We start from the raw sequence: 16,118 nt of genomic DNA on the forward strand, positions 1-16,118 counted from the left end.
AGGGACTTGCCCAGTTCACGCGCCGCAACCGTGGTGGCGTCCCGGCGCGCCGGGTCTGCAACGTGGTCATTCCACAGGGCGTGTGTCACTACTAGGACGCCTCCCGGCCGCAGCATGCGGATGGCCTGCGGCGTGAGTTGAGCAGCCTCCTCAGGGTCGACGTCGAGCACCACCATGTCGTAGGAGTGAGCAGCCATACGCGGCATGACGTCCGAGGCGCGCCCCTGAATGACACGGGTGCGGGCACTGGGGTATCCGGCGTCGTCAAAGGCCCGGCGGGCCTCACGCTGGAACTCGGGCTCGACGTCGATGGTGGTCAGCACGCCGTCGGCGCCCATGCCTGCCAGCAGCCACAGGCCGGAGACGCCCGTGCCCGTGCCCACCTCGGCGACGGACTTGGCGCCGCTGACAGCGGCCAGCATGCGCAGGGCGGCGCCCGTGGCCGCAGAGACCGGGTCGGTTCCCAGCTCGATGCCGCGCAGGCGGGCCTGAGCGGCCGGTTCCCCCTCTAGCGGGAACTCTTCCGTGTAGGACCAGCTCAGCGTCTTGTCAGCAGCCACCGTATGCTCCTCCTGCGGCACCGGGCCGCCTATCCGTCACTTGAACTCCGATGATGCCGGATCGCCGGTACGGAGTCAGGCCCATTCTTTCAGGTCCAGCTCGGTTTTCGTGTCCACCCGCCCGCATAGTTGCCCATACCGCTCCTTATGCTGGTCCTTATACTGGCGTCATGTTTCCGGGCATCTCGGGTGCGGAGTTCTTCGTCCTCCTGCTGGTACTAGTCATTGTGGTGGGTCCGCAGCGCCTGCCCGAATACACCCGCAAGCTGACGCAGGGCGTGCGGCGGCTGCGTGTGTTCCTCGACAACGCCAAGACCCAGATCGCCGAGGAGGTCGGCCCCGAGCTGAGCGAGCTGGACCTGTCCGACCTGGACCCGCGCAACTACGACCCCCGCAAGATCGTGCGCGACGCGCTGGGGGAGGACCTCGAGGCCATTCGCCGGGACCTGACCAACCCCTTCCAGTCGGTGATGGAAACCGCCAAGGAGGCCAGTGACGAGGCCGCGGCAGCGGTCAGTGGCAAGGGCCAGAAGAGCTCCAAGTCGTTGTCGCGGATGATTGAGGACAAGGCCGACGAGACGCGCGCCGCTCGGGCTGCGGCGAAGCCCACCGCGGCGGGCCCCTCAGTGGAGCCTGGGCCGGCGCCGAGCCAGGCACGGGACGGGGCTGGCGCGGATGCGTCCGAGAACGGCGTCAAGGACCCGCAGCAGGCAGCTGCCGAGGCGGCAGCGGTGACAGCCGAGCTGCCTCAGGTCGACTCGGTTGCTGCCGCAGGTGCGGAGTCCGACGCCAGCGGGGATGCAACCACGGAGCGCGCCGCGGATACAGGCGAGTCCACCTGCGGGGATGCCGTGAGCGGGGAGGATGCCGCTGCCGCACGTGCTGCGGCTCAGCCCGCCGTGGATGCCGGTGACACGGTCACGGCCGAGATCCCCGAGGTGCAGCCACCCGCCGCCGACGAGCCGGCTGCGGATCAGGACGCGGCTGCAGAACCGCAAGTGGCTGCGGATGCGGTCGCGGCCAGTGTCCCCTCCAGTCTGGAGGCGGAAGCGGCACGGCACGGGGACGCGCAGACTCTGCGCCCGGTCTCGCCGCGCGACATTGTGCGCGCCGCAAACGAAGCGGCCCGTACTCGCGCCGAGGCCGCCGCGGCCCTCATCTGACCCCGTCCGCCTCCCCGCTCGCCCTGCCGACGGTCCTCCATCGCCGAGTTCGGTAGACGTTACGTGCCGAGTTCGGTCGATACGGTAATCGACACGGGTCCGGGTGGACCTGCGCGCTATCCGCGGTTGCCCGCGCCGAAGGGGCACACGGGCAACCGCGCGCCTGGGTCAGCGCGCGGTGACCGGGCTGATTCCGAGCGACATCCCGGACAGCCCACGCGCACGATGCCCGAGCTTCCGGGCGACTGCCGCCAGCTTCACGGCAGCGGGGGAGTCCGCGGCGGGTGCGCCGCCGCGGGCGATGGCCGCCGGCACGCCGACGTCGGAGCCCTCGCGCAGGCGGATGTCCAGCGGTAGCTGCGCCAGCAGCGGCACGTCGTAGCCGAGTGTGGATGTCAGCGACTGTGAGACGGCCTGGCCTCCGCCGGAGCCGAAGATCTCCAGGTGAGAGCCGTCTGGCTGCGGCAGATAGGACATGTTCTCGATGACGCCGACGACCTTCTGGTGAGTCTGGGACGCAATCAGGCCGGTGCGTTCGGCCACCTCGGCCGCGGCGGTTTGCGGCGTGGTGACCACCAGGATCTCGGCCTCCGGTAGCAGCTGCGCCACGGAGATGGTCACGTCGCCGGTCCCCGGCGGCAGGTCTAGCAGCAGCACGTCCAGGTCGCCCCAGAACACGTCGGAGAGGAACTGCTGCACTGCGCGGTGCAGCATGGGCCCGCGCCAGACGACCGGCTGCTTGTCCTCCACGAACATGCCGATGGAAATGACCTTCACCTCGTGCGCCAGAGGCGGCACGATCATGCCATCCAACTGGGTGGGCACTTGATTCACCCCCAGCATGCGGGGGATGGAGAAGCCGTAGATATCGGCGTCGACGACCCCGACGCTCAAGCCCTGGGCCGCCATAGCCGCGGCCAGGTTCGCGGTTACGGAGGACTTACCCACCCCGCCCTTGCCGGAGGTGACCGCGTAGACACGGGTGAGGTTGCCGGGCTGGGTGAAAGGAATGACCGGTTCGGCGGCCCCACCGCGCAGGCGAGTGCGCAGCTCGGCGCGCTGCTCGTCGGTCATGACCCCCAGGTTGACGCGTACATCGGTGACACCCTCCAGGGCGCCGACCTCCTTGCTGGTGTCAGCGGTGATGGTGTCGCGTAGCGGGCAGCCGGCCACCGTCAGCAGTACGCCTACGGTAACCACGCCGTCGGCAGAGATCTCAACGGAATCGACCATGCCCAGGTCGGTGATCGGGCGGCGCAGCTCGGGGTCGATCACCCGCGCGAGCGCCTCGCGGACTGCGTCTTCGGTGGGGAGGCTCATGCCACAATCCTATGGCCCGTTGGGAGGTACGCCGTAGGCCGTTATCGTGGTGAGGAGCACGTCGACGGCGGGAATGTAGCCGGCGTGAATGCGGGCCGCCCCACTGGCCGACGGCGAAGGCGGCGGATGAGGAGCGTGAGGCCGCGGGCCGGCCGGTCAGCTCCCCGCAGCGTCCGTGCCGCTCTGGGCGCCTACGCCGCCGTCGTCAACCAGGTCCTCGTGGAGCTCCTCGCGCGTCCGGCGCTCCTCCTGCAGCAGCTCCTCCAATACGCTGCGCAGCTCGGAGCGCACGAAGTCGCGGGTGGCGACGTCGTTCATCGCCAGGCGCAGGGAGGCGATCTCACGCGTGAGGTACTCGGTGTCCTCAAGGTTGCGTTCGGCACGCTGCCGATCCTGCTCGGCGATAACGCGGTCGCGGTCGTCCTGCCGGTTCTGCGCCAGCAGAATCAGCGGTGCGGAGTAGGAGGCCTGGGTGGAGAACGCCAGGTTGAGCAGGATGAAGGGGTAGGGGTCCCAGGGAGCGTCCTCGCTGATCTTCGCGAGCAAGACATTCGCCGCGATCCAGGCGACCACGAAGATCGTCATATACGCCACGAACTTGGGCGAGCCCATGAAGCGGGCGGTGGCCTCGGCGAAGCGGCCGAACCCATCTGAGCGTGCCGGACGTCGGGGGCCGAGCCACCGCAGCAGTCGTGAACGGCGGCGGGTGATCGGCTGGTCGAGCTGGTCAGCCATTGGCACTCCTCTCAATCATCTCGTCGGTGACGGCGTCGTCCGCCTCACGCCAGTCATCGGGCATCAGGTGGTCCAGGACGTCGTCGACGGATACGGCGCCGAGCAGGCGCCCGGCGTCGTCGAGCACGGGCACGGCCGTGAGATTGTATGTGGCCAGCAGGCGGGTGACGGTTCCGATCGAGTCTGTGGCGTGAACGTCATCAAGGTCCCTGTCCAGGATGGATCCCAGCAGCTGCTGGGGACGCTCCCGCAGGGCGCGCTGCAGGTGCACCATGCCCAGGAAACGACCGGTGGGAGACTCCAGCGGAGGGCGGCACACGAAGGCGATGGCGGCCAGCGCTGGAGGCACCTCCGCCTTACGCGCCTGCGCCAGGAAGGTGGCGACGGTGGCCTCAGGCGGCAGGATGATCGGCTCGGTGGTCATCAGGCCGCCGGCCGTGTACTCGTCGTAGGTCATCAGGCGGCGCACATCCTCGGCCTCCTCCGGCTCCATCAGGTCTAGCAGCTGGTTGGCCATGGGGGCGGGTAGGGCCGAGACCAGGTCGGCGGCGTCGTCGGGCTGCATCGCGTCCAGGACGTCGGCGGCGCGGGAGGCGTCGAGCCCGGAGAGGAGGGCGACGGCCTCGTCATCGGACAACTCCTCGGTGGCGTCCGCCAGGCGTTCGTCGGACAGCTCAGCGGCGACCTCCAGCTGCCGGGTCAACGGTAAGTCGGACAGCACGTCGGCCAGGTCCGCGGGCTTGAGCCCCTCCATGGTGGCCAGTAGCGCGGTCGCCCCCTGCTGATCGGCGGAGCCGGCCAGGCCGGTGACCTCGTCGGGGCGCACGGTGAAGGTCTCGCCCCGCCGCAGCCCCAGCGGGCCGGAGGAGCCGCGCTGGACGAATAGGCGAGTCACCTTCCAGTCCATGCCCCGGTCCCGCTCGATGGCGACGTCACGGATGGTGACCTGGCCCGAGCCGTCCCGCATCGTGACGACCCGGTCCAGCAGCTCGCCGACGACGAGGGTCTCCACCCGCCGCTGCTCGAAGCGGCGGATATTCACCAGGCCGGTGGTGATCACGGCGCCAGGCTCAATCGCGGTCACCCGTGACAGTGGCAGGAATACGCGGCGCCGCCCCGCCACCTCGATTACTAGGCCGACGGCGCGCGGCTGCCCGCGCAGCCGGATGAGCACTACTACGTCGTGGACCTTGCCGACGGCGTCGCCGATGGGATCAAAGACGGTTGTGCCCACGAGCCGGGCGACGAAGACTCTGAGGGTGGTGCGCGTCTTGTTGTTCTCCACGGCAGCCAGCCTATCGGCGCGGCGCGGGCAGCGCCGTCGCATGGTTTCGCCTGACGATGAAGTCGCCCGTGAAGCAGACGGGCGTGGGACGATGAGCCCATGAGCCAGACTGAGTTCCCCACGCAGGCCGCATCCTTCGGCATGGCGCGGGGAAGTATCCCGCGCGGCGACGAGGTCGCCTCCTTCGCGACCTACGCGGAGGCACAGCATGCGGTCGACTCACTGTCCGACGCCGGCTTCCCGGTGCAGCACTTGGCGATCATCGGCACGGACCTGCGTCAGGTTGAACGCATCACGGGGCGCATGAGCTGGGGGCGCGCGGTGGCCAACGGTGCGATGTCGGGGCTGTGGATCGGTATGTTCTTCGGCGCCATGATGCTGCTGCTCGGCCCCAGCGAGGGCACTGGCACGGTGCTGATCGCGGCGGTCATCATGGGCGTGATCTGGGGGATGATCTTCCAGGTCGTCTCCTACGCGGTAACCCGCGGTAAGCGAGACTTCACCTCCATCAGCCAGGTGGTGGCCTCCCGCTACTCGATCATTGCCTCGCAGCTGGCGGCAGAGGCCGCTAGGGCTCTGGCGGATATCCCCGGCAACCTCACCCGTGGCGGTGAGGCGGCCCGGCGGGCCGAGGAGCGGCGCGCCGCCCGGCAGCAGGCCCGCGGCCAGGGGCCGACTACCTTCGGCTCCCGCCCAGATGAGCAGCCCCGCTTCGGTGTACGCCTGCCCGAGGGCGCGGATCCGCAGGCATACTCGCAGGATCAGTCGCGCCCCGCCGCGCCCCCGGAGTCGAGTTCCGCGTCCCGCGGGCCTGATGCGGACCGGACGCCGACGACGGCTCAGGGACCCGAATCGCAGACAGGCGGTCCCGCCACGCGTCACAATGAAGACGATGATGACCCCTATCGCCGTCTGCCCGGGAACCGATAGCGCATCCGCCGCCTTGGGACCGAGTGCGCGCCCGCAGCCTCCGATTCGGGTGGGCCTGTCCACATCCTCGGTCTACCCGGGCGACGTGCGGGACACCTTTGCCCTGGCGGCGCAGCTGGGTTACGACGGCGTCGAGGTGATGGTCTGGGGCGAGAAGGCGACCCAGGACGCGAATGCACTGACGGCCCTTGCCGAACAGTACGCTGTGCCGGTGCTGGCGGTGCACGCGCCCACGCTGCTACTGACTCGGGCGGTGTTCGGCGCCGACCCCTGGGGGAAGATCGACCGCTCGATCGAATTGGCCGAGTCGCTTGGCGCCCCCACGGTGGTCCTGCACCCGCCGTTCTTCTGGCAGACCCGCTACGCCCGCACCTTCGTAGCCGGCGTGGCGGAGCGTGAGGCGGCGGGCGGCGTACACCTGTGCGTGGAGAACATGTTCACCTGGAGGCCACGCGATGCCCACTCGACCCGAGACTTCCAGGCCTACTTCCCGACTTGGGATCCGGTCGGCCAGGGCTACCGCTCGGTGACGCTGGACATCTCCCATGCGGCGACCTCCGGCTCAGACGCCCTGGCCATGGCCCGCGCGCTGGGGCCGACGCTGCGGCACGTGCACCTGACCGATGGCGTGCCCGGATTCCGGGACGATCACCTCCTGCCGGGGCAGGGCGACCAGGACTGCGCGGGGGTTCTGCGCCACCTGGTTGACACGGGTTTCGGCTCCGCCGGCGGGCAGGTGGTGGTAGAGGTCAACACCCGTACCATGAGTGCCGCGCAGCGCCGCGAGGGGCTGGCCAGCGCACTCGCCTTCGCCCGCGAGCACCTGGATGGGGAAGGTGACACCACCGCGGTGCACGTGCCCGCTCCCACGCGGCGCCGCTACCGTGACAACCGTGCCTGAGCGCTGCGCGTGGACGCCCAGGGCGGGCAGTACCGGGCGGCGCTAGGGCTGAAGGAGGTCAGGCAGTCAGCCCGCGGACCCAGGCCTCCACCTCATCGATGGTACGGGGAATCGCCTGGGTCAGGCGCCTCACGCCCCCGTCGGGGTCGACGACGACGTCATCCTCGATGCGCACGCCGATGCCGCGCAGCTCCTCCGGAACCAGCAGGTCGTCGGCACGGAAGTACAGGCCCGGCTCAATAGTGAAGACCATGCCCGGGCGCAGCACCGCGTCCATGCTCATCTCCCGGCGCGCCTGGGCACAGTCGTGCACGTCCAGCCCCAGGTGGTGGCTGGTGCCGTGCACCATCCAGCGGCGGTGGAACTGTCCGTCCGGCCCCAGGGAGTCGGCGGCGGTGACGCCGTCGGGCAGCATGCCCCACTCCTCCAGGCGGGCGGCGATCACCTCCATGGCAGCGGCGTGCACGTCCCGGAAGCGGCAGCCGGGGGTGCCCGCGCGGGCGAAGGCGGCGTCGGCGGCGTCCAGGACCGCCTGGTAGACGCGGCGCTGCGGTTCTGTGAAGCGGCCGTCCACCGGGATGGTGCGGGTGACGTCGGCGGTGTAGAGGGAGTCGACCTCCACGCCGGCGTCCACCAGCACCAGTTCGCCGGGGCGCACGGCGCCGTCGTTGTTGATCCAGTGCAGCGTGTTGGCGTGGTTGCCGGCGGCGGCGATGGTCTCGTAGCCGAGCCCGTTGCCCTCCTCGCGGGCCTTGGCGCCGAAGGCCCCCTCCAGGACGCGCTCGCCGCGCCAGTGCCCGGTGGCACGCGGAATGGAGCGGATCAGGTCGTCGAAGCCGGCGCGAGTGGCGTCCACGGCCCGCTGCAGCTGCTCGACCTCCCACGGATCCTTGGTCAGGCGCAGCTCGCTGGTGGCCTCCGCGAGGGCGTCGTCGACCTGCTGTGCCCGCTGGCCGGCGGCGAGCCCGGCCGCGGTGCGCACCTGGTCCACCAGTGCGGTGACCGCCTGGTTGGCCTGCGCCACCACGCGCAGCTGCACGCCGTCGGGGCCGGCGTCCTTGGCGAGCGCGTCGGGCAGGGAGTCTAGGTGGGCGCAGCGGATCCCGGTGGCTGCCTCGACCTCCTCAAGGGAGGGACGCTGACCCACCCACAGCTCCCCGTAGCGGGGGTCGGCGTAGAACTCCTCGGAGGAGCGGGAGGCGCGGGGGCGGAAGTACAGCACCGCCTCGTGGGTGGGGGCGCCCCCGCAACCGGGTGCCAGCGGCTCCAGGACGAGCACGGCGTCGGGCTCGAAGTCGGTGCCGGTGCCGGCCAGGTGGGCGAAGGCCGAGTGCGGGCGGAAGCGGTAGTCGCAGTCGTTGTTGCGGGTAACCAGCGCGCCTGCGGGGAGGACCAGCCGGTCGCCGGGGAACTGCGCGCCCAGGGCCTCCCGGCGGGCGGCGGCCCAGGGGGCGGCGTCGGAGCGAGCAGGTAGCGCCTCGGGCCGCGGCGCCCAGCCGGAGCCGATGAAGTCACGGAAGGCCTGGTTGGTGGGCCGGTGGGAGCGGTTGTTGCCGCGCTCCGCGAGCGTCTGGGGTGCCTCGGCGTCCGCTGCGGAAGCGGCGGGGGAGTCGGATGCGGAATCGGTCATGGGCCCATAGTGGCACGCGCGGTGCCGCTGGGGCGCACCCGTCGGCACCGCGTCCGCTTGGCCGCGCGGGGCAGTAACGGGGAGGCTGTTACCGCCGGGCGGCGTCAGTCGGGGTCGCCCGGGAAACGCACCCCCACCTGCCGGCGGGCCTCGTAGAGCACCTCGACGGCGGCAACAGAGTTGGCCAGTGGGTGCAGTTCCGATTCTCGCGCCCCGGAGCGCACCAGGCGGCAGAAGGCCTCCAGCTCGTAGGCGAGAACCGGCCCGCTGCGTCGAACCGACAGGTCCTGGGCGGCGTCGGCATTCGCCTTGAGCCGGTCTGCGCCGGCCGTGCTGCCGATTCCGGCTGCGAGTCCGCGGAGGCTGATTTGCTGCGGCCATTGGCAGTCATCCAGGGCCAGTACCGCGTGGTCACCGGAGATCGCGGATCCGGTGCCCGTCGGGGAGGTCTTGGAGTGCAGGCACACCACCTCAAAGTCGCGGGGCTGATCTTGGCGGGGAGTATCGGCAGCGGACTCGGCTCCGGAGTAGCTGAGCACAACCGTGCCCAGAGCATCCGCACCCGAGTCCAGCAGCACCCCGGTAGCAGTCACCCGCGTGGGCGCCCCAAACAGGTGGATCGCCAAGCTGATCGGGTAGACGCCCAGGTCCATGAGCGAGCCGCCGGCCATAGCCGGGTCGAAGGCAGGCGGCAGGGAGCCGGAACGGTAGGCGTCCATGCGGGAGGAGTACTGCTCCTTGACCAGTAGGGCCCGCCTTACCGGGCCCAGCCGGGGCAGTGCCTCCCGCACTGTTGCCATGCCGGGTTCGAAGGCGGGCAGCCACCCCTCCATGAGTAGCCGATCGGCCTGGCGAGCGGCCTGCACCATTGCCTGCGCCTGCTGGGGCGTGGGCGCAAAGGGTTTCTCCACCAGCACGTGCCGGCCGGACTGGAGGGCCGCGAGCGTGTGCTCGGGATGCAGGAGGTTGGGCGAGCCGACGTAGACGACGTCGACCAGCGGTCCGCCGTCGGCGTCCGTAGCGGCGAGCATGTCCTCCAGGGACCTGAAGGCATGGGGAATGCCGTGCTCGGCGGCGAAGGCTGCCGCCCGCTCCGGGTGCGCTGAGGTCACAGCGATCGCTTGGGCATCGGGCACGGCACTGACGGCTTCCATGAACCAGCGGGCGATGAAGCCGGCGCCGATGATGCCGAAGCGGATCGGCGTGGGTGGCGGAGACGATGTGCGGGCGGTCATGCGGTCAGGCTAGCAAGTAACTGGGGTCACAGTGCGGGTCTTGGGTGCGTGCTTGGCGGGCCCGGCGCGGGACTGTGAAAGGGCGCGGGCGGGGGCTGGCTGGTCGGCTGGGACGGCCCCGGGGCATCGGGTGACGGCGCGGAGGGGGCGAGCAGGTCTCCGTACACTTGGCTGGTGCGTATTGACCCCCATACTCATTCCGCCTACTCCGACGGCACGGAGTCTCCCGCCGCACTCATGGCGCAAGCCGCCCGCGCCGGGCTGGACGTCGTCGGCCTGACAGACCATGACACGACCGCCGGCTGGGAGGAGGCGGCCGCCGCGGTGCCGGAGACGGGGGTGACGCTGTTGCGTGGTGCCGAGATCTCCTGCTCGGCCAACGGCATCGCGCTGCACCTGCTGGCCTACTTGTTCGACCCGGACTACGCACCGCTTGCCGACGCGCTGGCTCACGCGCGCCACTCGCGTTCTAACCGCACGCGCCTCATGGTCCAGCGCCTGGCGGCCGACTACCCCATCACCTGGGAGGGCGTGCTCGCCCAGGCAGCCGACGCCACTACCATTGGCCGTCCGCATATCGCCGACGCGCTCGTGGCCGCTGGGGCATTCCCCGACCGTGCGGCAGCCTTTGCCGGACCGCTGGCCACGTCCAGCCCCTACTACGTCCCCTACTGGGTCCTGGACCCGGTTGATGCCTGCCGACTGGTACGTGCCGCCGGGGGAGTACCGGTGGCCGCCCATCCGCGGGCCGCTAACCGGCAGCGGGGTCTGGTGCCGGACGAGACTTTCGCGCGCATGGCTCAGGCCGGCCTGGCTGCCATCGAGGTGGATCACCGCGATCACGGCCCGGCCCAGCGCGACCAGGCCCGCGCACTGGCACAGGCACTTGGGCTGGGAATGTCAGGCGCCTCGGACTATCACGGTGCCGGCAAGCCGAACCGGCTGGGGGAGAACCTCATGCCTCCGGCGCTGCTGGAGCAGATTGTCAGCGAGGGCGCGCTTGCGCTGATCGCGCCCTGAGCGCGGGCCAGCCCCCTGCACCCAGCCAACTAATCGCACCGCCCCGGCCGCTTCGATCGTTATCCGCCCAGCCCGCTCCGCCCATGCTCGCCAACGTCTTCGACCTCACGCTCTTCGCCACTGCCTTCACCACGATCCTGGTGATCCAGGACCCGCTCGGCGCCATCCCCATCTTCCTGTCGCTGACCAGTCGGCAGACCGACGCGGAGCGCACTCGTTCGGCCCGCCAGGCCACCCTGGTGTCCTTCGCGGTCATCCTCGCCTTCGCGATATTCGGCCGTTATATTCTGCGTTTCCTGGGTATCACTGTGCCCGCGTTGCAGATTTCCGGGGGCCTGCTGCTGCTACTGGTGGCGCTCGAGTTGCTTACTGACAAGGCTGATGAGCACCCCGACCCGGATTCGGTGGCCACCAACGCCGCCCTCGTGCCCCTGGGTACGCCTCTGCTGGCTGGGCCGGGTGCGATCGTCGCCACGATGGTGTCGGTGGAGTCGGCGTCCGGACCAGTGCTCGGCTGGGTGAGTGTGACTGCAGCGATCGTGGTGACGCACCTGGTCATCTGGGCGGCGCTGCGGTTCTCCGTGGTTCTGCACCGGCTGCTGGGAGAGTCGGCGATTCAGGTGCTCACCCGCATTTTCGGGTTGCTGCTGGCTGCCATTGCGGTGCAGATGATGGCGGACGGCGTTATCGCCTATATCGGTGCGGTTACCGGCGCCTGAGTGCGTCCGGCGCTGGTAACCGCGTGTCCGCGCGGGAGCGCAGGGAGCGACGGGTCCGCGCAAGCAGCGTCACAGTTACCGGACCCGGTGCGTCATTTGTGCCGGTCCCCCGAGGGGGAGATGCTCAGGAGTCGGCTCGACCGCCATGGGTGCGCCGACGATTGCGCTTGCGGCGCGGCTTGTCTGCCTTGGTGTCTGCGGATCTCCCCGAGCCGCCTGCCCGGGCGCCGGATGCCCGTCCCGAGCCGGTGCGGCGGCCTCGCGCCCGGCCCCGGCCCGTGTTGCGCTCGCCGCGGGAACGGCCACGCCGGCCGGTCTCGCCGAGGTCCTCGATCTGCTCGGCCTCCAGCCCCTCCAGTACCCGCTTGCTGCGGGGGAGCTTGCCGGTGACGTCGCGGGGGATGTTCAGGTCCGTATAAAGATGGTCGGAGGTGTGGTACGTCTCCACCGGCTCGTCGATCGGCAGGCCCAGGGCACTGGAGATCATCCGCCAGCGGGAGACGTCGTCCCAGTCCACGAAGGTGATCGCGGTGCCGGAGCCGCCGGCCCGGCCGGTGCGGCCGATCCGGTGGACGTAGATCTTCTCGTCTTCCGGGCACTGGTAGTTGATGACGTGGGTGACGTCGTCGACGTCGATGCCGCGGGCGGCCACGTCGGTGGCCACCAGCACGTCCACCTTCCCCTTGCGGAAGGCGCGCAGGGCCTGCTCGCGGGCGCCCTGGCCCAGGTCGCCGTGCAGGGCGGCGGTGGCGAAGCCGCGCGCCGCCAGGTCCTCGGCTACCCGTGCGGCCGTGCGCTTGGTCCGGGCGAAGATGATGGTGCGGCCGCGGCCCTCGGCCTGGAGGATGCGGGAGAGCACCTCGACCTTGTTCAGCGCATGGGTGCGGTAGACGACCTGCTGGACGGTCTTGACCGTCATGGAGTCGTCGCCCGGGTCCTGGGCGCGAATGTGAGTCGGCTTGGTCATGTAGCGGCGGGCCAGGGCCACCACGGCGCCCGGCATAGTGGCGCTGAAAAGCATGGTGTGGCGGTCCGAGCGGGTGCGGGACAGGATCTTCTCCACGTCCGGGAGGAAGCCCAGGTCCAGCATCTCGTCCGCCTCATCCAGCACCACGGTGGTCACGTGGGTCAGGTCCAGGACCCGACGATCCATCAGGTCGATGATGCGGCCGGGCGTGCCGACGACGATCTCTGCGCCGCGCTCGATCGCCTCGATCTGCGGCTCGTATGCGCGCCCGCCGTACACCTGGACGATACGAACGGTGCGCTTGGCGGCGGCGCCGGCCAGCTCCTCGGCGACCTGCTTGGCGAGCTCGCGTGTGGGCAGGACCACCAGCGCCTGCGGGGAGCCGGAGGCGGGATCCTCATCCCAGCCCTCCTCGCCGGGCCCAAGGGTGTCCATGAGCAGGGGGATGCCGAATCCCAGGGTCTTGCCGGTGCCGGTCTTGGCCTGACCGATGATGTCCTGGCTGCGCAGCGCAATCGGCAGAGTCAGCGCCTGAATTGGGAAGGGGTGTGTGATTCCCCTGTCAGCCAGCGCCTGGCAGATCTCCTCCTCGACGCCGAAGTCGGCAAAAGTGCGGGCGGTCAGGTCAGCCTCGGCGGTGGCGTCGGTGATGTCCGGCTTGGCGTCATCCAGGACCGGGGCGTGGGCCTGCGCGGTGGAGATGATCCCGGAGGCGGGTTCGGCAGTCGTGGCGGTCCGGGACTCGGGTGCGGAGGGCTGTGCGGCGGGAACGGACGTAGATTCAGGCGTAGATTCAGTTGTCTCGGTGTGCTCGGTCACGGTGTGCTTTGTGCTTTCGATGTATCAGGGCGCGGTGCCCCGGCTCAGGCGGCGCGGGCGGCATGCCCGTTTAAGGCGAACTCGCGCCTACGGTCATATGTGGTAGCCGATCGCGAATGAGGCCCTGCACGTTGCCGTCAAGGGCAGGCGGGGCTGGGAGGCATGACTACACGCATGGCGACCGGGCAACCTGCCCCAAGCGTAGATGATTGGCCCAGGTTGCGTGGGCGGTGACGCTGTCTTCCGGCTCACCCAGGAGCATTACCCGGGTATCGCATCCGCGAGTACGAAGTCTCGCGAAACGGCCGGGCGGTGCAGCACCAGGGCCTACCCTGGCACTATGAGCTCAGCTGCCCCCGCCGGCCTGGACGAGGCCGCATCGCCAGCAAGGCACACTCGGGCCGTGGTAGGCCTGGCCGCCTTCACACGGACGATCGCCTGCACCCGCTACGCCAAAGATGCTGACAAGGCTCCTGACATGGCCTCGCGCGTTGAATTGCTGCGCATGAGTGCGGAGGCAGTAGCTTCCTTCGATCGCATGTGGGAGGCGGTGTCCGGCGCGGGCATTGATCTGCTCGCGGCGGCTGCGCCCTTCACCGGCGTGCTGGGAGACTTTGACGAACGCCTGCGCCCCTTGGACTGGTACGAGCGACTGACCAAGACCTACCTGACCTTTGGCCTGATGCGGGACTTCGTGGTTGCGCTCGTGCGGACGCTGGATGCGCCGTTGCGTGATGTGCTGATGGAAGAGATCGGCGCCGACCGGCTTGCCGACTTCGCCCCCGCTCAACTGGTGCCGGTGATCGGCGCGGACACCCAGTTGGCGGCTCGTCTGGGATTGTGGGGAAGGCGCGTGGTCGGGGAAGAGATTGGCACCATGAAACGACTGCTGGCCTCAGCTCCGGACCTGGCGGTGTCTGGGGCTGATGCGGAGGTGCTGCATGAGGCCCTCTCCCAGGGTGCGACCAGCCGCATGCGTGGACTGGGACTGCGGGTATAGGGGCTCTTCGTGTCTGTGGGTGTGGGGGTTTGAGCTGGGGCTGTTGGTGTTGGTTGTGCTCGGGGCCCTGTTTGACGAGAACCGGCCCATCAGGCGGTTGTGTTCGGGTGTAGGAGGTCGTCCGCGCCAGACCGAGAACGACCTCCGCGCGGCGAAAACGACCTCACACGCCCGAGAACGTCCCCAGTGCGGCGAAAACGTCCTCGTGAGCCCGAAACCCTCCACGATGTGGAGGGTGTGGGGCGTATGAGGTCGTATTCGGTCGGCGGCGGGTGGTCGACTACGACCTCACACGCCCGAAAACGACCTCATCCGCCCGAGAACGGCCCTCGAGCGCGATCGCCACACCACACTCCCCACCCGCCGCGCCGCCGGGACACGCACGCCATCCACCACTCGCCGAACCGCTGCCGATCCGCCCGCCACCAAACCCCCAAACGCGAAGCGCCAGTACAGGCGAGCGGCGACGTCGGGATCCGGCGTGGACGCCGGGGTGCGGCGCCGTCGGGCTGGGGTCAGAACCCGAGCAGCAGCCAGACGGTCAGCACCAGCCCGCCCACCACGACGGCGGCGTGAATCACCCGCTCTGGAATGAGACGCTGAATCAGGGGCGCCGCGTAGCCTCCGGCGAAGGAGCCGGCGCCGACGGCGAGTGCCGCGCCCCAGTTGACTTCGCCGTGCACGATGAACAGCACCGCCGCCGAGAAGTTCGACAGCGTCAGCATGGGGGTCTTCATGACGACGGCGGCGTGTGTGTTCATGGGCGTGCCCAGGGTGCACAAGGCGAAGAACAGAACCCCCGCACCGGCGCCGAAGTAGCCACTGTACACAGTGATTGCCGCCAGTAGGGCGAGGAAGGCGGGCGCCGGCAGACGATATTCGGTCGCGCCCTGCCGCAGTCGGGGGCTGAGGGCTACCAAGGCGGTGGCGAGCAGCACCAGCCAGGGCACGACGGCCTCGAATACGCCAGGCGGGGCCACGAGCAGCAGCGCCCCGCCCGCGAGACCGCCGACGACGGCGATGAGCGCCTGCGGGAGCAGCGGGTAGTAGCGGATCTGTCTCAGCCGATCCCAGGAAGTGATGAGCGAACCGATCCCTGCGGGGATGAGACTGACCGTATTGGAGGCGTTGGCCACCACCGGCGGCACCCCCAGAGCCAGCATCGCCGGGTAGGACACGAGCGAGGCCATCCCCACCAAGTAGCCGACGATGCCGGCGGCCACGCCGGCGAGGAATAGTAGGGCGTAGGCGATCACGGGCGACATCGCGGTAAATGGTAGCTGTAACGTGCAGGGGTGCCGCGGGCAGGGCGCGGTGCGTGTGCGTGTGTGGGACCCGCAGGGCGCAGAAGTGTGAGGCATGATACGTGCGGGGCTCATGCCGGGGGCGCCAATGCTCCGCGGGGAGCCCGCTGGCGAAGCGGATTCGCGCAGCTCAGACAGATTCAACAATCAGCAGTCCTGATGCTGAAAGGGGACCATATGTTCGTTCGTCGTGAGGCAATTGCCATCCGCTGTGACCATGAGGGGTGCGACCGCATGGTTGCGCACCGGGTGGTCGACACCGTACACGACCCGGATGGCACGGCAATTGAGCGCGTGCTCGCGTTGAGCTACACCGAGCAGGACGCATTGCGTGCGGCCGAACGCGACGGCTTCAAGATTATGGGGGACCACGTCTTCTGCGAGAAGCACGACCGGTTGTAAGCGGAACGCCGGCGCCAAGTGGTGCTGCTTTTAGTGTCCTTGTTGGGTTTCGGCTTGGTCGGTGAGGTAGGTGATGGTGCGGACGATGTTGTATGGGGTGGTGGTGTTGGTGGTGGTGATGGTTCCGG

The 16,118-nt window shown here is 69.5% G+C and carries 15 protein-coding genes; 7 read left to right on the forward strand and 8 right to left on the reverse strand.

The features are described 5' to 3' along the window. Positions 1 to 560 (reverse strand): class I SAM-dependent methyltransferase (locus GZ998_RS11105; RefSeq protein ID WP_219109873.1); only part of this gene is annotated, 560 nt, incomplete at its 3' end. 170 nt (positions 561 to 730) lie between these two features. On the opposite strand from GZ998_RS11105, the gene GZ998_RS11110 reads away from it, so the two are divergent. Then, the gene (locus tag GZ998_RS11110) at positions 731 to 1,723 is read left to right on the forward strand and encodes a Sec-independent protein translocase TatB (RefSeq protein WP_161923711.1); all 993 of its coding nucleotides are present in this window, start codon (positions 731 to 733) and stop codon (positions 1,721 to 1,723) included. A 168-nt stretch (positions 1,724 to 1,891) separates the two neighbouring features. Here the strand turns inward: GZ998_RS11110 and GZ998_RS11115 are convergent, their stop codons facing one another. The 3 genes from GZ998_RS11115 to GZ998_RS11125 form a co-directional block, all read right to left on the reverse strand. After that, positions 1,892 to 3,043, reverse strand: a complete 1,152-nt coding sequence (locus GZ998_RS11115) for an Mrp/NBP35 family ATP-binding protein (RefSeq protein WP_219109868.1) — start codon at positions 3,041 to 3,043, stop codon at positions 1,892 to 1,894. A gap of 156 nt (positions 3,044 to 3,199) precedes the next feature. Continuing rightward, positions 3,200 to 3,778 (reverse strand): DUF1003 domain-containing protein, encoded by a 579-nt coding sequence (locus GZ998_RS11120; protein WP_219109869.1) that lies wholly within the window; start codon positions 3,776 to 3,778, stop codon positions 3,200 to 3,202. Further along, positions 3,771 to 5,063, reverse strand: coding sequence for a magnesium transporter MgtE N-terminal domain-containing protein (locus GZ998_RS11125; RefSeq protein ID WP_161923714.1), 1,293 nt, complete (start codon positions 5,061 to 5,063; stop codon positions 3,771 to 3,773). The genes GZ998_RS11120 and GZ998_RS11125 overlap by 8 nt, the downstream gene beginning before the upstream one ends. Positions 5,064 to 5,162: 99 nt before the next feature. Between GZ998_RS11125 and GZ998_RS11130 the strand changes: the two genes are divergently transcribed. Together GZ998_RS11130 and GZ998_RS11135 are read left to right on the forward strand one after the other, a co-directional pair. Further along, positions 5,163 to 5,993, forward strand: a complete 831-nt coding sequence (locus tag GZ998_RS11130; protein ID WP_257505907.1) for a general stress protein — start codon at positions 5,163 to 5,165, stop codon at positions 5,991 to 5,993. A gap of 49 nt (positions 5,994 to 6,042) precedes the next feature. Next, the gene (locus GZ998_RS11135; protein ID WP_237564359.1) at positions 6,043 to 6,894 is read left to right on the forward strand and encodes a sugar phosphate isomerase/epimerase; all 852 of its coding nucleotides are present in this window, start codon (positions 6,043 to 6,045) and stop codon (positions 6,892 to 6,894) included. A gap of 58 nt (positions 6,895 to 6,952) precedes the next feature. Here the strand turns inward: GZ998_RS11135 and GZ998_RS11140 are convergent, their stop codons facing one another. Together GZ998_RS11140 and GZ998_RS11145 are read right to left on the reverse strand one after the other, a co-directional pair. Continuing rightward, complete coding sequence (locus GZ998_RS11140) at positions 6,953 to 8,524, reverse strand: aminopeptidase P family protein (protein WP_219109870.1); 1,572 nt, start codon at positions 8,522 to 8,524, stop codon at positions 6,953 to 6,955. A 104-nt stretch (positions 8,525 to 8,628) separates the two neighbouring features. Further along, positions 8,629 to 9,759: a Gfo/Idh/MocA family protein gene (locus tag GZ998_RS11145; protein WP_219109871.1), complete on the reverse strand. Its 1,131-nt coding sequence runs from the start codon at positions 9,757 to 9,759 to the stop codon at positions 8,629 to 8,631. A gap of 174 nt (positions 9,760 to 9,933) precedes the next feature. Here GZ998_RS11145 and GZ998_RS11150 point away from each other — a divergent pair, with 174 nt between their 5' ends. After that, positions 9,934 to 10,779 carry a PHP domain-containing protein gene (locus GZ998_RS11150; protein ID WP_162679386.1) on the forward strand — a complete coding sequence of 282 codons (846 nt, stop codon included), beginning with the start codon at positions 9,934 to 9,936 and terminating at the stop codon, positions 10,777 to 10,779. A gap of 83 nt (positions 10,780 to 10,862) precedes the next feature. Next, positions 10,863 to 11,498, forward strand: a complete 636-nt coding sequence (locus GZ998_RS11155) for a MarC family protein (RefSeq protein ID WP_161923717.1) — start codon at positions 10,863 to 10,865, stop codon at positions 11,496 to 11,498. Positions 11,499 to 11,622: 124 nt separating this feature from the next. Here GZ998_RS11155 and GZ998_RS11160 read toward each other — a convergent pair whose 3' ends face one another. Continuing rightward, positions 11,623 to 13,170 carry a DEAD/DEAH box helicase gene (locus tag GZ998_RS11160; protein WP_308807236.1) on the reverse strand — a complete coding sequence of 516 codons (1,548 nt, stop codon included), beginning with the start codon at positions 13,168 to 13,170 and terminating at the stop codon, positions 11,623 to 11,625. Positions 13,171 to 13,624: 454 nt separating this feature from the next. On the opposite strand from GZ998_RS11160, the gene GZ998_RS11165 reads away from it, so the two are divergent. Then, positions 13,625 to 14,284: a ferritin-like fold-containing protein gene (locus tag GZ998_RS11165; protein ID WP_161923719.1), complete on the forward strand. Its 660-nt coding sequence runs from the start codon at positions 13,625 to 13,627 to the stop codon at positions 14,282 to 14,284. 515 nt (positions 14,285 to 14,799) lie between these two features. Here the strand turns inward: GZ998_RS11165 and GZ998_RS11170 are convergent. Continuing rightward, positions 14,800 to 15,549 (reverse strand): sulfite exporter TauE/SafE family protein, encoded by a 750-nt coding sequence (locus tag GZ998_RS11170; protein ID WP_161923720.1) that lies wholly within the window; start codon positions 15,547 to 15,549, stop codon positions 14,800 to 14,802. A gap of 216 nt (positions 15,550 to 15,765) precedes the next feature. Between GZ998_RS11170 and GZ998_RS11175 the strand changes: the two genes are divergently transcribed. After that, the gene (locus GZ998_RS11175) at positions 15,766 to 15,990 is read left to right on the forward strand and encodes a hypothetical protein (protein WP_162679388.1); all 225 of its coding nucleotides are present in this window, start codon (positions 15,766 to 15,768) and stop codon (positions 15,988 to 15,990) included. The last annotated feature ends 128 nt before the right edge of the window (positions 15,991 to 16,118 follow it).

It is taken from the genome of Actinomyces sp. 594 (assembly GCF_019325145.1).
GTDB lineage: Bacteria > Actinomycetota > Actinomycetes > Actinomycetales > Actinomycetaceae > Actinomyces.

What these genes read in the sequence shown, in the direction of transcription:
- GZ998_RS11140 (WP_219109870.1), bottom strand. Translation starts at nt 8,524, where the DNA reads ATGACCGATTCCGCATCCGACTCCCCCGCCGCTTCCGCAGCGGACGCC.
- GZ998_RS11170 (WP_161923720.1), bottom strand. Translation starts at nt 15,549, where the DNA reads ATGTCGCCCGTGATCGCCTACGCCCTACTATTCCTCGCCGGCGTGGCC.
- GZ998_RS11155 (WP_161923717.1), top strand. Translation starts at nt 10,863, where the DNA reads ATGCTCGCCAACGTCTTCGACCTCACGCTCTTCGCCACTGCCTTCACC.
- GZ998_RS11115 (WP_219109868.1), bottom strand. Translation starts at nt 3,043, where the DNA reads ATGAGCCTCCCCACCGAAGACGCAGTCCGCGAGGCGCTCGCGCGGGTG.
- GZ998_RS11130 (WP_257505907.1), top strand. Translation starts at nt 5,163, where the DNA reads ATGAGCCAGACTGAGTTCCCCACGCAGGCCGCATCCTTCGGCATGGCG.
- GZ998_RS11175 (WP_162679388.1), top strand. Translation starts at nt 15,766, where the DNA reads ATGTTCGTTCGTCGTGAGGCAATTGCCATCCGCTGTGACCATGAGGGG.
- GZ998_RS11165 (WP_161923719.1), top strand. Translation starts at nt 13,625, where the DNA reads ATGAGCTCAGCTGCCCCCGCCGGCCTGGACGAGGCCGCATCGCCAGCA.
- GZ998_RS11120 (WP_219109869.1), bottom strand. Translation starts at nt 3,778, where the DNA reads ATGGCTGACCAGCTCGACCAGCCGATCACCCGCCGCCGTTCACGACTG.
- GZ998_RS11110 (WP_161923711.1), top strand. Translation starts at nt 731, where the DNA reads ATGTTTCCGGGCATCTCGGGTGCGGAGTTCTTCGTCCTCCTGCTGGTA.
- GZ998_RS11145 (WP_219109871.1), bottom strand. Translation starts at nt 9,759, where the DNA reads ATGACCGCCCGCACATCGTCTCCGCCACCCACGCCGATCCGCTTCGGC.